Origin of the sequence: Devosia soli, from assembly GCF_000970455.1 — a bacterium.
GTDB classification, from domain to species: Bacteria; Pseudomonadota; Alphaproteobacteria; order Rhizobiales; family Devosiaceae; genus Devosia; species Devosia soli.
In genome coordinates, this window is record NZ_LAJG01000014.1 from 400,362 (window position 1) to 421,809 (window position 21,448).

Genomic DNA, 21,448 nt, shown 5'->3' on the forward strand with positions numbered 1-21,448 from the left:
GTGCCCTACCCGTTCCAGCCAGGCGAGAATTTATTCGAAGCGCAGTTGGGAGGTGACTTCGAGGTTGCGGTCGCGGCGTGCAGGCTTGCCATCCTCTGGCCGATGCGCTTCGAGTGCGGCATCGCGTTCGCGGATCAACCCGCCGATCTGTTCCTCATAGCCAACGACGATCGCCGTCAGCCATCGATTGACCAGATACGACGGTCTCGGCATCTGCATATCGAATTGGCCCAGCAGCTTGATAGTCGCTTCGGCATCAAGCCAATCGTCGCCCACGACCCATTGGTTGACCGTAAAAAGCCGCAAAAGCCGCCCGTTAGCGTCGACCCCGACTGCAACGAGGTGGTGAATGGGTCCCTGTGGCCCGGCAGGCCGCACGAAGCAGTGGAAGTGACCGTGCTCGACGGAGCCTTCTTCGGCCGGGTGGCAATGGTAAAACCACTGCGCATTGCTTGCCGGATCGAACATGTCGCCCGGCGGATAATGGTCCCATGCCGCGATCTCCGACACATCCCGAAAAGTCTCGCTCAACACGCTGAGACCGCCTTTGGCGAGAATATTCTCGCAAAAGGCAATTTCGGCGAGCGCCTGTTCGCGGGCGCTCGTCATCCGGACGTTCCGACCACGAGTTCCGGGGCTTCCTGCCCTGCCGGTTTGGTCGCCGGTGGTGGCGGTGGCGACTTCAGCTGGGGTGTTTCAGCCGCAGGCCGCGTCGCCGGCGGTGGCGGCGGAGCCTTCTTCGTTGGCGCCGCAGGTGGCGTTGCTGGCGGCGGCGGTGCGGCCTTCAAAGGAGCGCCTGCGGCGCAGGGCGCTGCACCGGCCGCGCATGGTGCAAGGGCAGCTCCAGCCGCACACGGCGCTGCGCCAGCAGCGCATGGCGCCGATGCTGTGGTTGCCGTATCGACCGCTGCAGACGGACGCGGCGGGACCGGATTGGTGACATGATCATAAGCGACGGCAGCGGTCGTGACGGCGAGGGCAGCGCCAAAAAGAAGCGTGTTGCGCGTGCTCATTTCTTGGCAAACCCATCAAGACCAAAAACCGGACGCAGCCAGACCCCGGCGAACGAGCCGACAAAGGCCGCGGCGAACCACAGCCAGCCATGAAGACTGCCCGTGGCAATGCCGGAAAACAGCGCCCCGATATTGCAGCCAAAAGACAGCCGGGCGCCATAGCCCATCAACAGCCCGCCGATGACGGCAGCGAGCAGAGAGCCAAGCGGGAGCTTGGCTTTCGGCGCAAATTTTCCTGCTACCGCTGCGGCCAGCGCCGCACCGAGCACGAGGCCGAAATCCATCACCGAAACCGTATCCGCCAACACGCTGGAATTGAGCGCCTCTGCCTGCGCCGGCCACGTCCAGAACTCCCAGGTCCCGACGGGTATCCCGACAGCCGACGCGATTTTCGCCCCCCAAAGTCCGAAGCCATAGGTGATCGACCAGGGATGCCCAGCTACCAGCAGCGTCGCGATGTTGAGCAGCGCCAGCGCCAGCCCTGCCCCAACGAGCGGCCACGGGCCATAAAGGATCCAGCTCCAGCCCTGGCGCGCCGGCGCCGGTTCCGGCTCGATATTGCCGTGGACGCGCTTTTCGATCAGCGCCGTAACGAGCGCCACAATGGCAAGGCCGGCAATTGTCGCCGCCAAGGCAAAACCCACGCCGAGTTCAGCACCAAGGCTGATCGCTGGAAAGGACGGCTGCGCCAGCCAGAACGGCAGATGGGCAGTGCCTACCAGCGCTCCAACGATAAAGAAAACCAACGTCACCAGCATGCGTGCCGAGCCGCCGCCGACGGTGAATAGCGTACCCGAGCCGCAACCGCCGCCCAGTTGCATGCCAAGGCCAAAAATGCCTGCCCCCAGCAACACGGAGACCCCGACTGGCGCCATTGCCCCGACCATGGCCTGTCCGCCAATATTGCCTGCCGCCACCAGCGGAATCATCGCCAGCGCCGCAACGCCGATGGTCAGCATCTGCGCCCGCATGCCGCGGCCGCGCTTTTCCACCACCATGCGCTTCCAGCCGCCGGTGAAGCCGAACGAGCCGTGATAGAGCGCCACGCCCAGCCCGCCACCGATCAGAAACAGCGCCCCCTGCCGCAGGTCCACCTGCCAGGTGATGAAGGCAATGCCGATGAGCAGCATCGCGGCGGCAACGAAAAGCGGAGATCGGTCCACCACCGCTGGCGGCAGGAATTTTGGCGCAGATGCGGAAATATCGCTCATGATTCTCAAAGTGCAGAAGTTCTAAAAGGTTTGGATGCTGCAGCCTTCCGGCGCAACATCCAATTAAGTGACTATTCCTCAGCGGCCGTCGTTGCCGGGCTTGTCCCGGCAATCCATTCTGAGACCGCATGGACCACCCGGACAGGCCGGGTGGTGACGGTCACTGGAAAGCCTCGTCAACCTTACTGGATCGGACGCGCCGGATCCGCAGCCCATTCGGCCATCGAGCCGTCATACATGGACGTGTTCTTGTTGCCACCCACTTCATGCAGGGCAAACCAGGCGATCGACGCCCAGTGGCCGGTATTGCAGAAGACGATATTCTTCTCGTCCTTGCCAAGGCCAATGGCCTGTTCGAGCGCGGCAACGGTTTCCGGTTGGGCGAAGCTCGCATACTCGGCGCTGTAGAGTTTGGAATGCGGCAGGTTGATCGCGCCGGGAATAGTGCCTTCCGTGCGCACGACCGGGCTCTTGGACTGCCCCAGATACTGTTCTTCCGGACGGCCATCGATCAGCTTGGTGCCATCGGCCAGCGCTGCTTCCACGTCCGCGGTCGTGGCGCGCATCTCGGGCCGCACATTCACCGGGAACTCTGCCGGAGCGGCTGTCGCAGCATCCGCGACACGCTCAAGACCGGCCGCGTCATACTGGCGCCAGCCGCCATCGAGGATCGAAACTGCGTCATGGCCGAGATACTTGAAGGTCCAATAGATGCGCGTCGCGCCGCCGAATTCTGACGAATCCGTGCCCCATGGCACGATGATCACATGGTCGTCGCCATCGATACCGAGATCGCCAATCAGCTTGCCGATTTCTGCGTCGGGTGGAATTTGGCCCGGCACGCCATCGACCTCGGTGCGCCAGCCATAAGAGGCATAAGGCGCAACCACGGCATTGGCGATATAGGGAAATTCCCCCAGATCCGTGCCCTCGATATCGTCGCGGATGTCGATGATCTTGACGTTGTCGTCTCCCGCATGCGCCTTCAGCCATTCGGCGGTGACGAGTGGGGTGACATCCTGAGCGATAGCAACAAGCGGCGTTGCGACAACGAAAGCGGCGGCAACGGCGACTGCAGTGAGACGCATGGCAATTCTCCGATGAAATATGCCGGAAAATCTATAGCCAAAGGGTCGAGAAAGCCAAGGCAAGCGGCCCAAATGCTGAGCCCTTGTTAGAAATCACGCTTCCCGGCCTGACGATTAGCGCAAAAATTTTGTGCAATCGTTTTTAGTGAACGGTGTGGCGCATCCAGCCAAGCCGGATGCGCCCTAATAATTACCGCGTCAGTGGCTTGTACGTCGCGCGCTTCGGGTTAACCGCATCTGCACCCAGACGTCGCACCTTGTCGGCCTCGTAGTCCTGGAAATTGCCCTCAAACCACTCGACATGGCTGTCGCCTTCAAAGGCCAGCATGTGCGTCGCCAGACGATCGAGGAACATGCGGTCGTGGCTGATGATCACGGCGCAGCCGGCAAATTCCTCCAGCGCCTCTTCGAGCGCGGCGAGGGTTTCGGTGTCGAGATCGTTGGTCGGCTCGTCGAGGAGCAGGACGTTGGCGCCCGATTTCAGCATCTTGGCCAGATGCACGCGGTTGCGCTGGCCACCGGAAAGATTGCCGACCTTCTGCTGCTGGTCCCCGCCCTTGAAATTGAAGGTCGAGGTATAGGCGCGCGAGTTCATCTCGCGCTTACCGAGCATCAGGATTTCGTCGCCGCCAGAAATCTCTTCCCAGACGGTCTTGTTCGGATTGAGCGCATCGCGGCTCTGGTCGACATAGCCCAGGTGCACGTTTTCGGCCACCGTCACGGTGCCGCTATCGGGCTTTTCCTGGCCGGTCAGCATCTTGAAGAGCGTAGTCTTGCCCGCGCCATTCGGCCCGATAATCCCGACGATACCGCCCGGCGGCAGGTTGAAGGAAAGATTTTCGATCAGCACGCGATCGCCGAAGGACTTGGTGAGGCCCTCGACATCTATGACATTGTGCCCGAGGCGCTCGCCCGGCGGAATGATGATCTGGGCGGTGTGCGACTGGGTGCGGGCTTCATTGACCTTGACCAGTTCGTCATAGGCGCGGATACGCGCCTTGGACTTCGCCTGACGGGCCTGCGGGCTCTGGCCCATCCACTCCTTTTCGCGTTCCAGCACCTTGGCGCGGGCCGCGTCTTCACTCTTTTCCTGCGCAAAGCGCTTGGCCTTGGCGTCGAGGTAAGCGGAATAATTGCCTTCATAGGGCACGCCGCGGCCACGATCGAGCTCGAGGATCCACCCGGTGACATTGTCGAGGAAATAGCGGTCGTGGGTGATGATCAGTACCGCCCCTTCGAATTCGCGCAGGTGCCTTTCGAGCCAGGCCGTGGTTTCGGCGTCGAGATGGTTGGTCGGTTCGTCGAGCAGCAGCAGGTCGGGCTTGGAGAGCAGCAGCGCGCAGAGCGCCACGCGACGCTTTTCACCGCCCGAGAGATTGGTCACGTCAGCATCGCCCGGCGGGCAGCCAAGCGCTTCCATGGCCACTTCCACCTGCGATTCGAGATCCCAGAGATTCTGGCTGTCGATAATGTCCTGAAGCTTGCTCGCCTCGTCGGCAGTCTCGTCGGAATATTCCATCATCAACGCATTGTAGCGGTCGACGATGTCCTTCTTTTCCTTGACGCCCATCATCACGTTGCCCAGCACGTTGAGCGCCGGATCAAGCTGCGGCTCCTGAGCGAGATAGCCGACCTTGGCGCCATCGGCAGCCCAGGCCTCGCCGGTAAATTCGGTGTCGATGCCGGCCATGATCTTGAGCAGTGTCGACTTGCCCGAGCCGTTCGGGCCGAGGATGCCAATCTTGGCGTCGGGGTAGAAAGACAGGTGAATGTTATCCAGCACCTTCTTGCCGCCGGCATAGGCTTTCGACATTCCGTGCATGTGATAGATAAACTGGCGGGCCATGCGGGGTGATCCTCAGGTGAGAGATTTGCGCCGTATTTAGGGGATAGCTATCAGCGAGGCAACCGCTGCAGGTGGTTGCTCCGCCTTTGATCCTGCTCTGCTTCCGCGCGCCAGCCGCAATACTGGAGAATTCGCCGCACCATGCATCGTCCGACGTATGCCCTTCTGGCTGCCCTTCTGGTGGCCGCGCCTGTCATGGCACAGGAAACGCCTCCGCCCCAGGTCAGCCACTTCACTCTCGAAAACGGCCTCGAACTCGTCGTCATCCCAGATCGCCGCGCCCCGGTCGTTACCCATATGGTATGGTATCGAGCCGGCGCCGCCGACGATCCGGCGGGTCAGTCGGGCGTTGCCCACTTCCTCGAACATCTGATGTTTAAGGGCACGGAAAAATATCCGGCTGGCGCGCTCGAAGGCATGGTCAACGAGCTTGGCGGTGAGACCAACGCCTTCACCAATGCCGATGTCACGGTCTATTTCCAGACCGTCCCGCCTGACGCACTCCCCACGATGATGGATATCGAGGCGGATCGCATGCGCAATCTCGTGCTGCCGCCCGAGGTGATCGATGCCGAACGCGCGGTCGTGCTCGACGAGCGCCGCCAGCGCGTCGAATCGCAGCCGCAGTCGATCCTGGCCGAAGAGATGGCGGCAACGCTGTTTCAAAACCACCCCTATCGCGTGCCGATCATCGGCTGGGCGCATGAAATCGAGGCTCTCAGCCGCGAGGAAGCCTTGAGCTTTTACGATCGCTACTACGCGCCGAACAACGCGCTGGTGATCGTTACCGGCGATGTTGACGCCGACGCGGTCCGCCAAATGGCCGAAGAGACCTATGGCAAGGTCGAACGCGGCCCCGACCTGCCACCGCGCGACCGCGCCGTAGAACCGCCGCATGACACGAGCCGCACCGTGACGCTCCAGGATGCGCGCGTCTCCCTTCCGAGCTTCTCGCGCAATTGGCTCGTGCCGAGCTACCGGCAGGCTGAAAACCGTGAAGCCGAGGCGCTCGACGTACTTGCTGCAATCTTGAGCGATGGCCCGCAAAGCCGGCTCTATCAGGAGCTCGTCGTCAAAACCGGCATCGCCGCGCAGGTCGGCGCGAGCTATAGCGGCGGCGCTTATGACGATGCCGGTTTTTCTCTTTACGGCACGCCCCGCCCCGGCACGAGCATGGAGGCGCTGGAAACGGCAGTCTATGCAGAATTGAACAAGATCATCGAAACCGGCATTACCGATGCCGAACTCGAACGGGTCAAAAACCGCTTTATTCGCAGCACGATCTTCGCGCGCGACGAACAGGCCAACATGGCGCAGACCTATGGGCTCTGGCTCACGACCGATCGTTCGGTCGAAGACGTCGCGCTCTGGCCCGACCGGATCCGCGAGGTGACAGTCGAAGACGTCCAGGCCGTGGCCACCAAATATCTCCGCCCGACCATTGCGGTCACGGGCTACCTGCTTCCCCTCGCCGAGGAGAAAACTCCATGATCGCGCCGCTCACCCTTCTCCGCCGTGTCCTTCCCGCGGTCGTTGCGCCCTTGCTCGTCCTTGCGCTTGCTCTGCCGGCTCAGGCCGAGGTAGCGTTCAGGGCCATTACCTCCCCTGGCGGTATCAAGGCCTGGATGGTCGAGGATTACACGGTCCCCATCGTCTCCATCGGCTTCGCCTTCGAAGGCGGCGCCGCGCAGGATCCGGATGACAAGATCGGCCTTGCCTCGCTGATGTCGTCCCTCTTCGATGAAGGTGCAGGCGATCTCGACAGCGATGAGTTTCAGACCAGGCTCGATGAAGTCGGTCTCGAAATGGGCTTTTCGGCCGGGTTCGATGCCTTTAGCGGCTTTGCCCGTATGCTCGCCGACGAACGCGATAGCGCAACCAAACTTCTCGCCCTTGCCGTCAACAAGCCGCGCTTTGATCAATCAGCCATTGACCGCATGCGCGACCAGATTCTGGCGGGCCTTGCCGCCCGCGCTCGCGATCCGAACTATGCAGCGGGCCGCATGTGGAACGAGGCGCTCTTCGGAAACCACCCCTACGCCCGTCCGCAGGAGGGCACCGCCGAGACACTGGCCAGCATCACCGCGAATGATCTCCGCCAGCTACACCAGTCGATCTTTGCTCGCGATACGCTCAAGATCGGCATTGTCGGTGCGCTCGACGAAGCCGCCGCCGGCGAGCTCATCGACACGGTCTTCGGCACCCTGCCCGCTGCGCCCAAGCTCAAGGAGATCGTGGCGGCCGAACTCAGCTTTGGCGAGGATTTCGCTGTCGACTATCCGCTTCCACAGACTTCGATCAACCTCGCCTATCCCGGCGTCAACGAAAAGGACCCGGATTTCTTCCCCGCCTTCGTGATGACGGAAATGCTTGCCGGCGGCAGCTTGCTGTCCGAACTCAATGTCGAAGTCCGGGAAAAGCGCGGGCTGAGCTATGGCGTCTCGGGAGGCCTCGTCAATCTCGACCACGCCGACGCTCTCACCATCGGCACCTCGACCCGCCCGGACCAGGCTGCCGATGCAATTGAGGTGATCCGCGAAACGCTGGCCCGCATGGCGGCGGATGGCCCAGACCCGGCAGCGCTTGAACGCACCAAGCGCTACCTGATCGGCGCCTACCCGATCAATCAGCTCCGTTCCTCGGTCGCCATCGCCAGCACCATGGTTACGCAACAGCTCCATGGCCTGCCGATCGACCACGTCATCGAGCGCGAAGCCAGCATCAACGTTGTCACCGCAGAGCAAATACAGAAGGTCGCCCAGCGCATCTTCAACGCCGAGCCCAGCCTCCTGATCGTGGGGCCTGACGCAAAGAAGGAAGAGACGACACCACCGAAAGAGTGAACGGCGTCGTCCCCAGCGTCTTGGTCGCCATTGTCGCCAAGCTATCGACGCACCATCCTGCTGCCACCGTCACCACCCGGCCCGTCCGGGTGGTCCATGCGACGGCCAAGCCATGAGCAACTTCTCTAAGCTGCGAACACCTCGACCGGCACCGATTTGAACGCCGGCGTTTTGCTCCGCGGATCGACTTCCGTGCCGATCAGCACGTTGGCCTCGGGATAATAGGCAAGCACCGATCCTGCCGGCAGATCGAAGCGGATCGCGACCCCCTCCATCTCCCCCACCGCCGAGCGCACGCGTACCTTTTGTCCCTCGGCGAGCCCGCGCGCCGCCATGTCGGTTTCGCTCAGGAAAACCGAATAGCGTCCCGCCTTGCCGCGATAGCTGTCGGTTTCCTCGTAGATGATCGAGTTGAACTGCCCCTCGCTGCGCACCGACGCCAGCATCAGCGTGCCGCCATCGAGCTTGGGAATGGGCGTCACCGCAAAATGGGCCTTGCCGTCGGGCGTCCCGAACTCGGGCACGTGCAGCACGCGATTGCGGATGTGGAACTCGCGCTTGGCCACGTCGATATCGGCCAGCTCCTCCATGCCAGGCACGATCGCCGCAATCGCATCGCGCAGCTTGGCGTGGCCGGAAAAGGCATCGAAATCGATGGGTGAACCGGGCAGCATGCGCCGGCCTAACTGCCCCAGGATCCAGCTCTCTGGCCGGACCGTGCCGATCCGCTCGATGCCGCCATCGGAGAGGCGCACGAAGTTGAACATCGATTCCTGCGTCGTTGGCTCCCACTCTTCGTCCCGCGCCGTCACCGGCAGGATCATCACCTCGCCCTCGCCCAGCCCATGCACATGGCCTTGGTTCAGTGTGGTCGTGAGAAATAGCTTGAACCCGATGGCGCCCATCGCCCGGCTGGCAAAGGCCGTGTCCGGCGTCGCCGCCCAGAGGTTGCCGCCCATGACCACGGCCGCATCGATGCCGCCCGTCTCCGCCCGCCTAAGACAGGCCATGGTGTCGAGGCCTTTTTCGTCGGGGAAACTAACCCCGAAAACCTCTTCCATGCGCTCGAGCACATCCCTGGCCAGAACCGGCTTCACCCCGATCGTCCCGATCCCCTGGACATTGGAATGCCCGCGTAGCGGCAAAAGCCCCGCGAAACGCTTGCCGATCATCCCGCGCAAGAGCGCGAGATTGGCGATCGCCTCGACATTGGCGACGCCATGGACATGGTGCGTCATGCCCATGCCCCAGGCAAAAACCGCATGCTGCGACCGCCCATAGGCGGCCGCCACCCGCGCGATTTCCTCGCGCGAAAGCCCGCAAGCCGCGGTGATATCGCTCCAATCAAGCGTATCAAGATCGTTACGGAACGCCGAAAAATCTGCCCCATGCGCTGCGATAAACGCCCGGTCCTCGGTGCCTTGCTCCAGCACCGCCTTGGCAATCCCCTTCAAGAGCGCGATGTCCGACCCGATCCGCGGCTGCAGATAATCCGAAGCGATCTCGCTGCCGCCCTTGAGCATCGATAGCGGCGACTTGGGCACCGCGAATTTGACCAGCCCCGGCTCCTTGGCCGGATTGATGACGATCACCTGCCCGCCCCGCTCGCGGCAGTTCTTGAGCATGTGGATGAAACGCGGATGGTTCGACGAGGGATTGGCGCCGATCACGAAGATCAGGTCCGCCCCGGTCAGATCCTCGAGCTCGACCGTCGCCGTGCCCTTGCCGATCGTCGTCGCCAGTCCCTCGCTCGTCGCCTGATGGCAATAATAGGAGCAGTTGTTGACGTTGTTGGTCCCATAGGCCCGCGCCAGAAGCTGGAACAGGAACCCCGCCTCGTTGGATGAGCGGCCGGACGAGTAAAAAAACGTCCGCTGCGGATCGGTGTCGGCAAGCCGATGCGCCGCGTGGTCCAGCGCCGCATCCCAATCGAGCGGCTCGAACCGATCCGACCCCGCCCGCCGGAAAAGCGGCGTACCGAGCCGCCCCAACCGCTCCATCTCGCGGCCGGACAATTCTGCCAGCTCCGCAATCGTGTGCTGAAAGACTGGTTCCGGAATCGGCGGCTGGATGTCCGTCGATTGCGCCTGCACCGATTTGTTGCAAACCGATGGAAACTCATCGAGTTCGTTGGTCATGCCGCCATGCTGGCCGCCCATGCCATAGGCACAGGCCTTGCACGTATTCTTGGCCGTCAGCGCCTTGGCCGCCCTGCCCACGCCCATCTTGCCGATGGTCGAAAGCGTATAAAGCACCTTTTTGGGCCCGCCGCCCACGATCTTGTTGGTCTCGGCCACGCACAAAACTCCTCACTTGCGCCCATTTTCCCAGCCAACCGCTCTTGAAGCAAGCGTTCACGAACGCCTTTCGGCGGGAACATCGGTTCTTGCATGCCGTTGCTGTGGCGCAATCACGATCGAGGAGGTTGATATGCGCCGCGTGCTTGGACTTGTTACTCTTTCTGCCCTTCTGGCCACTTCTGCTTTTGCTCAGGAAGCCAAGGGCACGTTCATCGACACCAACGGCGAAGAAGCCGGCACGGTGATGCTCACCCAGTCCGATGGCAACGTGCTCATCACCGGTGAGGCCATGGGTCTGACGCCCGGCGATCACGGCATCCACTTCCACACCACCGGCGATTGCGATTCTGCCGGCAAGTTCGAATCCGCCGGGGGCCACTTCAATCCGGCAAACCATCAGCATGGGCTCGAAAACGCCGACGGCCCGCATGCCGGAGATTTGCCGAACGTGAAAGTGGGCGAAGACGGCATTGCCAAGATCGACCTGACGTCCGACCTAATTTCTCTGACCGAGGGCAATGACGGCTACGTCTTCGACGACGATGGTACTGCCATCATCATCCATGCGGGGATGGACGATCAGAAGACCGATCCGTCAGGAAATTCCGGCGACCGCGAACTTTGCGCGGTGATCGAAGCGGCGCTCAGCCCCTGAGGAGTGAAACCCACGCGCAGAGATCGCGTCACGGCTGAGCTAAAACATGAATGCGGGCCGGAGAACCGGCCCACAGGGTCGCATCAATAAACGAAAACCGTGAGCTGGTTGCCACGCTGCTGCACGGCAAAGACACGATCGGCCTGATAAGAAGAACGATCGAGCGACGCGCTCAAAAGGCTATCGCTGCTGATGGCGGACCGCAGTGAAGTGCCAAGGCCCGAATTGGAGAGGGCCGCTGCTAGCCAGGTCTGAAGCTCCGGACAAAGGTCGACGCGACGGATGGTCACGTTGCTCGCCCGCTGCCAGGAGCCGCCAATCTGCGTCTGCTGGATCAGGCGCTGCACTTCGCGCGGATTGGTGCCGTTGCAGGCGGCAGGCATGCCATTGCCATTACCGACGGAAATGACGGGCAGGTTGCCATTGCCGCCAGGGCCGCCGGGTCCGCCCGGACCTCCAGGACCACCAGGGCCTCCTGGGCCTCCTGGGCCGCCAGGACCACGCGGTCCGCCGATGTCGACGCCGACATTGGCAAGGCTATCCCCGCCAACCTGAACATTGGCGCGAACAGTGCCATTGAGGAGGCCTGCATTGGCATCGACGAGACTGTCGCCACCAACTGTGGCGTCGACATCCGCAACACCTCCCAGCACGCTGGCATTGGCGTTGAGCGCACTGCCGCCGCCCGTGCCCACCGTGGCATTTGCGATGTTGGACTGTCCGCCGACCTGGGCATCGACGATATTGTCGCCGCCAACACCAAGGTTAACCAATCCAGAGTTCGACGCGTCGCCCGAGCCAATAGTGACCAGGGCCCCGCTATCGCTTCCTCCAATGACGCCAAGCAAGCTCTGCGCCTGAACAGGCGCCGCTGCACTCGCAATCAAGACCAGAGGAAGAAACGAAAGAGTAGTTCTCTTCATAACTCATCTCCATCTTTGCGACCAATTGCCGCATATAAGGGACGAGTCGGCGGACATTATTGTTCCAGATCTATGTAGATTCCCAGATGAACTGGTTAACCATTTAATTTTATCACGAATTTGGTGAAAGTAAGAGCAAAACAAAAAGGCGCGGAACCAAGGTTCCGCGCCCCATCGGGGTTACAGCAAAGGAGCGTCAACCTTCCTGCCACCGCCGACTTTCCTGGCATATCCACGCATGAGTGGATCGCCGCTTCGCTCACCGCATGACGAGCGGTTCGAGTGCAGAACGACAAAGAATGCCGAGAGTTCCATACCCGGCAATCACAACATCAGACGCTGTCGTCTTTTACCAAGCCTTTGATACCGCTTGAAAAGATCAGGCCTCGGACGTTGCCTGGATAGCCTTGATGGCAGCTGACGCGCGATTTTCGACGCCGAGCTTGGCATAGACCTGTTCGAGGTGCTTGTTCACAGTGCGGGGGCTCAGGCCCAGAATTTCGCCGATATCGCGGTTTGATTTACCGCGCGCGATCCACAGGAGAACTTCGCTTTCGCGCCGCGTCAGCCCGAAATGCTGGCGCAATTCGTCTTCCTGGCCCTCCCGCTGCGCCCCGGCGAGGCGAAAGAGATATTCGTCGCCGCCAACAAGACCGAGGAATGAAAATTGCAGCCCTGGCGAGCCGGGGACCGAGAGATCAAATCCGCTTCCCGCCGCGTCGGCAGGGTCGCTGCGCCAGCGCCGGAATGCCTTGGTCATTCCCGCTTGCTGGCTGGCATCGATATTGGAGCGCTCAAGTAGTTTGTTTGCCTGTGGCGTCGACCAAAGCACGCCGCCGTCGAGGCCGAAGGCAACAAGGTGCCGTCCCGCAGCGTCGAGGGCGATCCGCGCGCTCTGCGCCCGCCGCGCATTGGCGAGGTGCACGCGGATGCGCGCCCGCAACTCATCCACATTGATCGGCTTGGAGAGATAATCGACACCGCCGCTTTCCAGCGCGTGGACGATATGCTCGGTCTCGGTGAGCCCGGTCATGAAGATCACAGGCACATGCGCCAGTGGCGCCATAGCCTTGAGCTGCCGGCAGGTCTCAAAGCCGTCGAGCCCCGGCATGACCGCGTCCATCAGCACGACATCGGGCGCGACGCGCTGCGCGATATTGAGCGCAGCCTCACCACTTCGCGCGACCAGCACAGTCACTCCGGCAGCTTCGAGCGCCGTTGTGAGAAAGCCAAGCGATTCCGGGGAATCGTCGACAAGGAGCACGATGTCCTGATCCTTCTCAATACGGCTCATGGCTCACCCGTTCGAGCAGTTCGGCATAGGCGTCGAAGTCGAACCGCTCCATGTGTCCACGCAAGGCGGCGACAAGCGGTGCATTGTCTGGATCACCCGCCAGTTCCGTCAATTTCGTCTCGATCCCCCGCACGTGGCCGATTTGCCCCAGATTTGCCAGTTCCCGCAAGTGCTCGACCCCTGGCGATCTCAGCTTTTGAGCCAAAGGCACTTTGGCAACCTTCGGTTCGGCATAGGTCCATTCGATCGCCAGATGCGCGCCGATCTTGTCGAGCAATTGCGCCAGCTCGAATGGTTTTGCCAGTGTGTCGCTGTGGCCTGCATCCAGGCTCGCCGGCCCCGCCCCATCGCCGATATTGGCGGAAAGCATGATGATCGGCTCGGCAACGCCACTTTCGCGTAATGCCCCGACCAGGTCCCACCCGCTTATCCCCGGCATGCGGATATCGATCAGGAACAGGTCGATCGACGCTATGCCACCGCCACCTCCGAGATCGCTACCCTCAACATCGTCACTCCCACGCCCACCATCGCCACCCCCACGTCCGCCATCATCACGCTCGGGCTTGTCCTGAGGGCTTGCCACATCGAGCTCTTCCGGCAAGTACAGCCTCCTCGGGTCCATCCCGGGGGCGACCTTAAGTTGATTGTGATTCTTCGCACTCGTGCGGTCAGACGCGGTTCCAACCTGCGCCGCAACCTGTCCCACGCAATCCGCCCCACTCTTGGCCTGCACCACCGAAAATCCCAACGGCTCAAGCATCTGCCGCACCAGCTCACGGTGATCGTCATTGTCATCCACCACCATGATGGTCCGGCGCGGTCCTGCATAACCGATGATATCCCGGCTACGCGTCGATCGCGTCGCGGGTCTTTCAACCTTGGCCAGCATCAGCCGTGCGGTAAATCGCGTCCCGACGCCTACCGCGCTCGTCGCCAGGATTTCCCCGCCCAGCGTTTCGGTCAGGAGCTTGGTGATCGTCAGGCCAAGGCCGAGCCCCGGAGTGAACCGATTATGCTCAGCCTCGCCCCGCACGAACGGCTCGTATATGTGCTCGAGATCATCTGCCGATATGCCGCTGCCGGTATCCGTCACTGTGAACGTCGCCACCTGCATCCGGTAGCCAACGTCGAAACTGACATGGCCAGTCTCAGTGAACTTGATCGCGTTCGAGAGTAGGTTCACGAGAATCTGCCGAAGCCGCTTCTCGTCTGTCCGCACATAGGTCGGCAGCGCCTTCGCCCTTGAATGCCGGAACTCCAGCCCCTTTGAACCGGCCTGCAGCCGGAACATGTCGACGATTTGGTCGAGGAAATCCTGGATATTGATCTCATTGGAATAGACGTGCAGCCGCCCTGCCTCGATCTTGGAAATATCGAGCAGGCCATCGATCAACCCCGACAGATGCTCGGCACTACGCTTGATGACCTGCACCGATCCACGCCGGTTTTCCGGCATCTCCGGATCGCGCTCAAGAATCTGCGCATAGCCCATCACGGCATTGAGCGGCGTACGCAGTTCGTGGCTGAGACCAACCACATAGCGCGACTTCGCCTGATTGGCGGCTTCGGCCTTTTCCTTGGCCCGCTGCAGCTCGGCATCGGTCCTACCATGCGCATCGATTTCCTTGAGCAGCAGCGTATTCTGCCGCGTGCTTTCCTCTTCCGCGACCAGCCGGCTGTCATGTGCCAGCACGAGAAACCAAGTCATGATCCCGGCGGCCACCGCAAAGACGAAGAAAACGACCAGCAACGTTCCGCCGACCACCTCAACCGTGTCAGGTGCCGATTGGCTGGCAAAGGAATAAATCAGCGCCAGAATCCCCGCGAGGATTGCCGTCGCAATGCCCATCGAAATCCCGTAGCGCCCAAGCCGGCTCTGCAATTTCTCGATCGCCCATTGCGGCAACACACTCGATGCCACCGCATGCGTCTGCGCCCTGAAATGCGCATGCGGCTTGCACATGTCATGGCACCGCGCATCGAGCGAGCAGCAGAGCGAGCAGATCGGCGCCGCATAGGCCGGACACCAGGCCATGTCCTCGGGCTCGAAGGGATGCTCGCAAATCGAGCAGGTGAGCGACGTCTTGTTCGCCCACGCCTTCCGCGGTTTCCGCGCCAAGTAGTATCTGCCCTTGGTCGCCCAGGCGATCGCAGGTGAAGCAATGAAACAGACAATCAGCGCAATGTAGGGTGCCAGCGCGGCCGCCATCTCCCCGAACGCGCCGAAATGGGCTGAGAGCGCGACGGTCACCGACAGCAGCATCGAACCGACACCGACCGGATTGATGTCATAGAGATGCGCCCGTTTGAACTCGATGCCCGGCGGCGACAGGCCCAATGGCTTATTGACGAAAAGGTCGGCCGAGATCGAGCAGAGCCAGGCCATGGCAATGATCGAGAATATGCCCAGCGTCTCTTCGAGGAGCCGATAGATGCCCAGTTCCATCAGCAGCAACGCGATCGCCACGTTGAACAAGAGCCAGACCACGCGCCCTGGATGGCTATGCGTCAGCCGCGAGAAAAAGTTCGACCATGCCAGCGACCCGGCATAGGCATTCATCACATTGATCTTGAGCTGGCTGACGACCACGAAGACCGCCATCAGCATCAGCGCCACCAGCTGGTTCGGGATCATGTAGCCGAACGCGACTGCATACATATAACCGGGCTCCGACGCATGCTCGGGCGAAACGCCCGACGACAGCGCCAGAAAGGCGAGAAACGACCCGGCGATCAGTTTGGGCGCACCGACGACGACCCACCCTGCCCCGGCGAGAAATATTCCCAGCTTCTGTCGCCACTTCGGCGCTCCCTCCGCCGGCAAGAACCGCAGAAAGTCGACCTGCTCGCCGATCTGCGTCATCAGCGCCAGAATGACTGCCGAAGCCGCGCCGAACTTGGCAATATCGAATGGCGAAATCGTCCCAGCCGCCCCCTCCGGCTGCCCTAGACCGGCAAAGGCCCGCCAGAGGTCGAACTTTTCCCAATCCATGAACGCAATGAAGAAAAACGGCAGGATATTGAGTACGATCCAGACCGGCTGGGTCAGCACCTGAAAGCTCGAAATCATCCTGATGCCATGCGTCACGAGCGGAATGACGATCAGCGCCGAAATGATGTGTCCCATCCAGAGCGGAATGCCAAAGGCGAGTTCGAGCGCGCTCGACATGATAGAGGCTTCGATGGCGAAAAGAATGAAGGTGAAGCTGGCATAAACGAGCGAGGTGATCGTCGAGCCGATGTAGCCAAAGCTGGCCCCGCGGGTGAGGAGATCGACGTCCACCCCATGTCGGGTCGCGTAGCGTGAGATGGGCACGCCGACGAGCAGAATGGCAATTGACGCGACAAGTATCGCGATCAGCGCATTAGTTGTGCCATACGATAACGTAACGCTACCGCCTATCGCCTCCAAAGCGAGGAACGATATCGCCCCAATCGCCGTCTGCGAGATGCGATCGTTCGAAAATCGCCGCGCCGATTTGGCGGTAAAGCGCAACGCATAGTCTTCAAGCGTCTGGTTGGCGACCCAGCGATTGTATTCGCGCCTGATTGGAATGATCCGCTGTCGCGCCATCTTTTTAGCCAGTCCACAGCGTTGCCCAAAAACGCGCCACGTTGTTTTTAGCAGGCTTTTTGACAAAATCACGCGGTATTTCAGGCCCTTCCGACCTTTGCCGGAATCGGAGCCGCAAGCAGTTACGTCAATCGACGTATAGGGCACAGTTAAAAAATCGTCTCAGGTGCCCCCATCGAGGCGCCTCCCTTGGCTGTCTCCTGGGGTCAACAAACTAGAGGGACGAACACATGAACTTCACCCGCGCCAAAAGCGCCCTGCTCGCCGCAGCTCTCGCCGGCAGCCTCACCCTACCCATGGTTCCCGCGATGGCGCAGGACGACACCATCAAGGTCGGCATCCTTCATTCGCTCTCCGGCACGATGGCGATTTCGGAAACCACCCTCAAGGACACCATGCTGTTCCTCATCGAACAGCAAAATGCCAAGGGCGGCGTTCTCGGCAAGCAGCTTGAGCCGGTCGTCGTCGATATCGCGTCCGATTGGCCGCTTGCCGCCGAACTTGCCCGCCAGCTGATCGAAGTCGATGATGTCGACGTCGTGTTCGGCTGCTGGACCTCGGTCTGCCGCAAGTCCGTTCTGCCGGTCTTCGAAGAACTCAACTCGCTGCTCTTCTACCCCGTCCAGTACGAAGGCGAAGAATCCCAGCGCAACGTGTTCTACACCGGCGCCTCCCCGAACCAGCAAGCCATCCCGGCCGTCGATTATTTGATGAGCGAAGATGGCGGCTCGGTGAAGCGCTGGGTCCTCGCCGGCACCGACTATGTCTATCCACAGACGACCAACAAGATCCTCGAGCAGTACCTGCTCGACAAGGGCGTCGCCAAAGAAGACATCATGATCAACTACACGCCCTTCGGTCACTCCGATTGGCAGACCATCGTCTCCGACATCAAGGCCTTTGGTTCGGAAGGCAAGAAGACTGCCGTGGTCTCGACTATCAATGGCGATGCCAACGTGCCGTTCTATCGTGAACTGGGCAACCAAGGCATCAAGGCCGAAGACATCCCCGTCGTCGCCTTCTCGGTCGGCGAAGAAGAACTCTCCGGCTTCGACACCACCCCGCTCGTGGGTCACCTCGCCGCCTGGAACTACTTCATGTCGGTCGACACCCCCGAAAATGAAAAGTTCATCGCCGATTGGCACAAGTTCATCGGCTCGGACACCCGCGTCACCAATGACCCGATGGAAGCCCACATGATTGGCTTCAACCTCTGGGTTGCTGCGGTCGAAAAGGCCAAGTCCACCGACGCCGACGCCGTGATCGAGAACATCGTCGGCCTCGAAACGCCGAACCTGACCGGCGGCATGGCCAAGATGCTCCCGAACCACCACATCACCAAGCCCGTGCTGATCGGGGAAATTCAGGACGACGGCCAGTTCTTCGTGGTCTGGCAGACCGACGACCTCGTCGCTGGCGACGCATGGTCCGACTACCTGCCGGAATCCAAGATGCTGGAAGCCGACTGGACCGCCCCAATCAACTGCGGCAACTACAACACCGAAACTAAGACCTGCGGCGGTACCGCACAGTAAGGGATCACCCCCTCCCATCCTACCCCATCAAGGGGGAGGTGTCGGGCCGGTGACTTGGGGACGATCTAGCCCAATCACAAATCTACACCTCCCCCTTGATGGGGGAGGCCGGGAGGGGGTGGCGGCAAGCACCAGCCCCTTCCAGACAAATCCAAAAGAACGACAAGGACTTCCCAAGCGATGCTGACTCCCCTTCTCCGCCTCGCACTGCTGACGATGTCGCTTCTCGTTCCGACGCTCGCCCAAGCCCAGACGACTGACATCACCGCCCGCATCGCGGCCATGGGCGAGGCGAACCTCAAGGAGCTCACCCAGATCGTCACCGATCTGGCGTCAACCGGCGATCCTTCTGTCGTCCCCGTCCTCACCGCTCTCGGCGACGGAAACCTCTATCTCGACGAAACATCTGGCCGCGTCGTCATCCAGAATGGCTCCACTATTACCGATCCTCTCACCGGCGAAGCCGTTGACCTCGGCGCCGATACCGATCTGTCCCGCATTCGCGTCAACAACGGTCTGCGACGCGATATTTCCGCGGCTCTCGGTGGCATGACGCTGATGAGTGACAATCCGCGCACCCGCCTATCGGCAGCTCAGGGCTTCCTCGCCAATCCCGATCCGGCCACGCTGCCGCTCCTTGATGAGGCAATCGCCGCCGAGACCGACGCGAATGTGCTTGGCGTCATGCAGACCGCGCGTGCGACCACCATCCTGTCGAGCGAAGACGCGTCGATCGAAGAAAAACAGGCCGCTGTGCCCCAGATCGTATCCGGCGCCGGCCGCAGTGCCATTACCGTCCTCACCAGCGCCCTCGCCAGCGCGCCCGATGAGGTCAAGCCGACAATCCAGTCCGCCATTGCCGGCCTCGAACAGAGCCGCGCTGTCTGGGCCGCGCTGCAAAACGTCTGGTTCGGCGTCTCGCTCGGCTCGGTCCTCCTCCTCGCCGCCATCGGCCTTGCCATCACCTTCGGGGTCATGGGTGTCATCAACATGGCGCATGGCGAAATGGTCATGCTCGGCGCCTATACGACGTTTCTCGTGCAACTCGTCATTCGCCAGTCCTTCCCGGGCCTCCTCGATTATTCCCTCCTCATCGCCCTGCCAGTCGCTTTCCTCGTCACCGGCGCCATCGGCGTTGGCATCGAGCGCGGCATTATCCGCTGGCTCTATGGAAGGCCCCTCGAAACCCTCCTCGCCACCTGGGGCTTGTCGCTGATCCTGCAGCAGACCGTGCGCTCGATCTTCGGACCAACCAACCAGATGGTCATCGCCCCGACCTGGATGTCAGGCTCCACCGATTTCTTCGGCCTCGCCATCACCTACAACCGCTTCTGGATCGTCATTTTCGCGCTCATCGTCTTCTTCATGCTGCTACTGATCCTCAACCGCACGCCGCTTGGGCTTCAGATGCGCGCCGTCACGCAAAACCGCCGGATGGCCTCGGCCATGGGCATCCGCACCCCCTTCGTCGACGCAATGACCTTCGGCCTAGGCTCCGGCATCGCCGGCCTCGCCGGTGTCGCCCTCACGCAGATCGACAACATCTCCCCGAACCTCGGCCAGAACTACATCATCGACAGTTTTATGGTCGTGGTCTTCGGCGGCGTCGGCAATCTCTGGGGAACCTTCGTCGGCGCTCTAACCCTCGGCGTCGCCAACAAATTCCTCGAACCCTACGCCGGCGCGGTGCTCGGCAAAATCCTGATCCTCGTGCTGATCATCCTCTTCATCCAGCGGCATCCGCGGGGCCTCTTCGCCCTCAAGGGAAGGGCGATCGAACAATGAGAAACCTTATAAATGCCAGCGTAGTAGCTCCTTCGTCCCCTCGCCCCTTAGGGGAGAGGGTCAGGGTGAGGGGTAAAGGCCCATCAGAAACCCGCCGATCCCAACCCCTCATCCGGCGCTGCGCGCCACCTTCTCCCCTCAGGGGAGAAGGGAGAACGTGCCTCCGGAGTATTTGCCCATGCTGACCCAAGCCTTGTTCCGCGCGCTCGACAAGAAGGCCATCTGGGTCATCGGCATCTTCCTCGCCGTGGCCATACTCGTGCCGATGGCAAACCTCCTCATCCCGCCGGGCCAGTTCGGCCACGTCCCGACATATCTAGTCTCGCTCCTCGGCAAATATCTCAGCTACGCGATCCTCGCCCTCGCGCTCGATCTCGTCTGGGGCTATTGCGGCATTCTCTCGCTCGGCCACAGCGCCTTCTTCGCGCTCGGCGGCTATGCCATGGGCATGTATCTCATGCGCCAGATCGGCAGCCGCGGCGTCTATGGCAATCCGACGCTCCCCGATTTCATGGTCTTCCTCAATTGGAAAGAACTGCCGTGGTACTGGCTTGGCTTCGATAATTTCTGGTTCGCCATGGCCATGGTCGTGGTGGTCCCCGGCCTCCTCGCCTTCATCTTCGGCTTCTTCGCCTTCCGCAGCCGCGTGACAGGCGTCTATCTCTCGATCATCACCCAGGCGATGACTTTTGCGCTGCTCCTGGCCTTCTTCCGCAACGACATGGGTTTTGGCGGCAATAACGGCCTGACCGACTTCAAGGACATCCTCGGCGCCCCGGTTCAGGCCCAGAGCACCCGCGTCATCCTCTTTGCTGCAACGGCCATAGCCCTCGCGCTCTCGGTCCTCGTTTGTTCGATGATCGTCAATTCCAAGCTAGGAAAAGTCATGGTCGCCGTCCGCGACGCCGAAAGTCGTACTCGCTTCATCGGCTATCGCGTTGAATATGTAAAACTCTTCGCCTTTACCGTTTCGGCCATCATGGCAGGCATTGCTGGCGCCCTCTATGTGCCGCAGGTCGGCATCATCAATCCCGGCGAGTTCGAGCCTGGCAATTCGATCGAAGTGGTCATCTGGACCGCCGTCGGCGGACGCGGCACGCTGATCGGTCCCATCATCGGCGCGATCGTCGTCAATCTCGGCAAATCCTGGTTCACCAGTGCCCTGCCCGAGTTCTGGCTCTTCGCCCTCGGCGCCCTCTTCATTTTCGTGACGCTGTTCTTGCCCAAGGGCATTGTTGGGCTCTGGAAGCAAGTCTTTGGCGCGGGCCGGCAAACGGCGGAACCGACCCCACCCACGCCAGCCCGATCCGCCGATATCGAACGCGGAGAGGACCCCAGCACCTTCGACAATCCCCAGCCCCGTCCGGCGGAGTAAGCC

Annotated in this window: 15 protein-coding genes; 7 read left to right on the forward strand and 8 right to left on the reverse strand. The window is 61.4% G+C overall.

Translation table 11 applies throughout. The features are described from left to right. Positions 1 to 30: 30 nt before the first annotated feature. On the reverse strand, positions 31 to 609 hold the full coding sequence (locus VW35_RS06015) for a DUF6969 family protein (protein WP_046142072.1): 579 nt from the start codon (positions 607 to 609) through the stop codon (positions 31 to 33). 133 nt (positions 610 to 742) lie between these two features. Between VW35_RS06015 and VW35_RS21250 the strand changes: the two genes are divergently transcribed. Beyond that, entirely contained in the window at positions 743 to 940 is a 198-nt protein-coding gene (locus tag VW35_RS21250) for a hypothetical protein (RefSeq protein WP_152662500.1), read from the forward strand. A 69-nt stretch (positions 941 to 1,009) separates the two neighbouring features. Here the strand turns inward: VW35_RS21250 and VW35_RS06020 are convergent, their stop codons facing one another. From VW35_RS06020 to ettA, 3 genes are all read right to left on the reverse strand, one after another. Beyond that, positions 1,010 to 2,224 (reverse strand): YeeE/YedE family protein, encoded by a 1,215-nt coding sequence (locus VW35_RS06020; protein ID WP_046142073.1) that lies wholly within the window; start codon positions 2,222 to 2,224, stop codon positions 1,010 to 1,012. Between the two features lie 182 nt (positions 2,225 to 2,406). Next, positions 2,407 to 3,312, reverse strand: a complete 906-nt coding sequence (locus tag VW35_RS06025) for a sulfurtransferase (RefSeq protein WP_046142074.1) — start codon at positions 3,310 to 3,312, stop codon at positions 2,407 to 2,409. 190 nt (positions 3,313 to 3,502) lie between these two features. After that, positions 3,503 to 5,158, reverse strand: coding sequence for an energy-dependent translational throttle protein EttA (gene ettA / locus VW35_RS06030; protein WP_046142075.1), 1,656 nt, complete (start codon positions 5,156 to 5,158; stop codon positions 3,503 to 3,505). Between the two features lie 141 nt (positions 5,159 to 5,299). On the opposite strand from ettA, the gene VW35_RS06035 reads away from it, so the two are divergent. Both VW35_RS06035 and VW35_RS06040 read left to right on the forward strand, forming a co-directional pair. Continuing rightward, positions 5,300 to 6,649, forward strand: coding sequence for a M16 family metallopeptidase (locus tag VW35_RS06035; protein WP_046142076.1), 1,350 nt, complete (start codon positions 5,300 to 5,302; stop codon positions 6,647 to 6,649). Beyond that, entirely contained in the window at positions 6,646 to 8,001 is a 1,356-nt protein-coding gene (locus VW35_RS06040) for a M16 family metallopeptidase (RefSeq protein WP_046142077.1), read from the forward strand. The genes VW35_RS06035 and VW35_RS06040 overlap by 4 nt, the downstream gene beginning before the upstream one ends. A gap of 125 nt (positions 8,002 to 8,126) precedes the next feature. Here VW35_RS06040 and VW35_RS06045 read toward each other — a convergent pair whose 3' ends face one another. Beyond that, positions 8,127 to 10,298 carry an FdhF/YdeP family oxidoreductase gene (locus VW35_RS06045; RefSeq protein WP_046142078.1) on the reverse strand — a complete coding sequence of 724 codons (2,172 nt, stop codon included), beginning with the start codon at positions 10,296 to 10,298 and terminating at the stop codon, positions 8,127 to 8,129. Positions 10,299 to 10,431: 133 nt separating this feature from the next. Here VW35_RS06045 and VW35_RS06050 point away from each other — a divergent pair, with 133 nt between their 5' ends. Next, on the forward strand, positions 10,432 to 10,956 hold the full coding sequence (locus VW35_RS06050) for a superoxide dismutase family protein (RefSeq protein WP_046142079.1): 525 nt from the start codon (positions 10,432 to 10,434) through the stop codon (positions 10,954 to 10,956). Between the two features lie 83 nt (positions 10,957 to 11,039). Here the strand turns inward: VW35_RS06050 and VW35_RS21510 are convergent, their stop codons facing one another. The 3 genes from VW35_RS21510 to VW35_RS06065 all read right to left on the reverse strand — a co-directional run bounded on the left by VW35_RS21510 (position 11,040) and on the right by VW35_RS06065 (position 16,750). Beyond that, positions 11,040 to 11,879: a hypothetical protein gene (locus VW35_RS21510; protein ID WP_161796864.1), complete on the reverse strand. Its 840-nt coding sequence runs from the start codon at positions 11,877 to 11,879 to the stop codon at positions 11,040 to 11,042. Between the two features lie 379 nt (positions 11,880 to 12,258). Further along, the gene (locus VW35_RS06060; protein WP_046142080.1) at positions 12,259 to 13,173 is read right to left on the reverse strand and encodes a response regulator transcription factor; all 915 of its coding nucleotides are present in this window, start codon (positions 13,171 to 13,173) and stop codon (positions 12,259 to 12,261) included. After that, complete coding sequence (locus VW35_RS06065) at positions 13,160 to 16,750, reverse strand: hybrid sensor histidine kinase/response regulator (RefSeq protein WP_083982479.1); 3,591 nt, start codon at positions 16,748 to 16,750, stop codon at positions 13,160 to 13,162. Before VW35_RS06065 ends, VW35_RS06060 begins: the two co-directional genes overlap by 14 nt. A 230-nt stretch (positions 16,751 to 16,980) precedes the next feature. Between VW35_RS06065 and urtA the strand changes: the two genes are divergently transcribed. The 3 genes from urtA to urtC all read left to right on the forward strand — a co-directional run bounded on the left by urtA (position 16,981) and on the right by urtC (position 21,445). Then, a complete protein-coding gene (gene urtA / locus VW35_RS06070) occupies positions 16,981 to 18,285 on the forward strand; it encodes an urea ABC transporter substrate-binding protein (RefSeq protein WP_046142081.1) in 1,305 nt (434 codons plus the stop codon). Between the two features lie 180 nt (positions 18,286 to 18,465). Beyond that, entirely contained in the window at positions 18,466 to 20,070 is a 1,605-nt protein-coding gene (urtB, locus tag VW35_RS06075) for an urea ABC transporter permease subunit UrtB (RefSeq protein WP_046142082.1), read from the forward strand. 178 nt (positions 20,071 to 20,248) lie between these two features. Next, complete coding sequence (gene urtC / locus VW35_RS06080) at positions 20,249 to 21,445, forward strand: urea ABC transporter permease subunit UrtC (protein WP_046142083.1); 1,197 nt, start codon at positions 20,249 to 20,251, stop codon at positions 21,443 to 21,445. Positions 21,446 to 21,448: the final 3 nt, after the last annotated feature.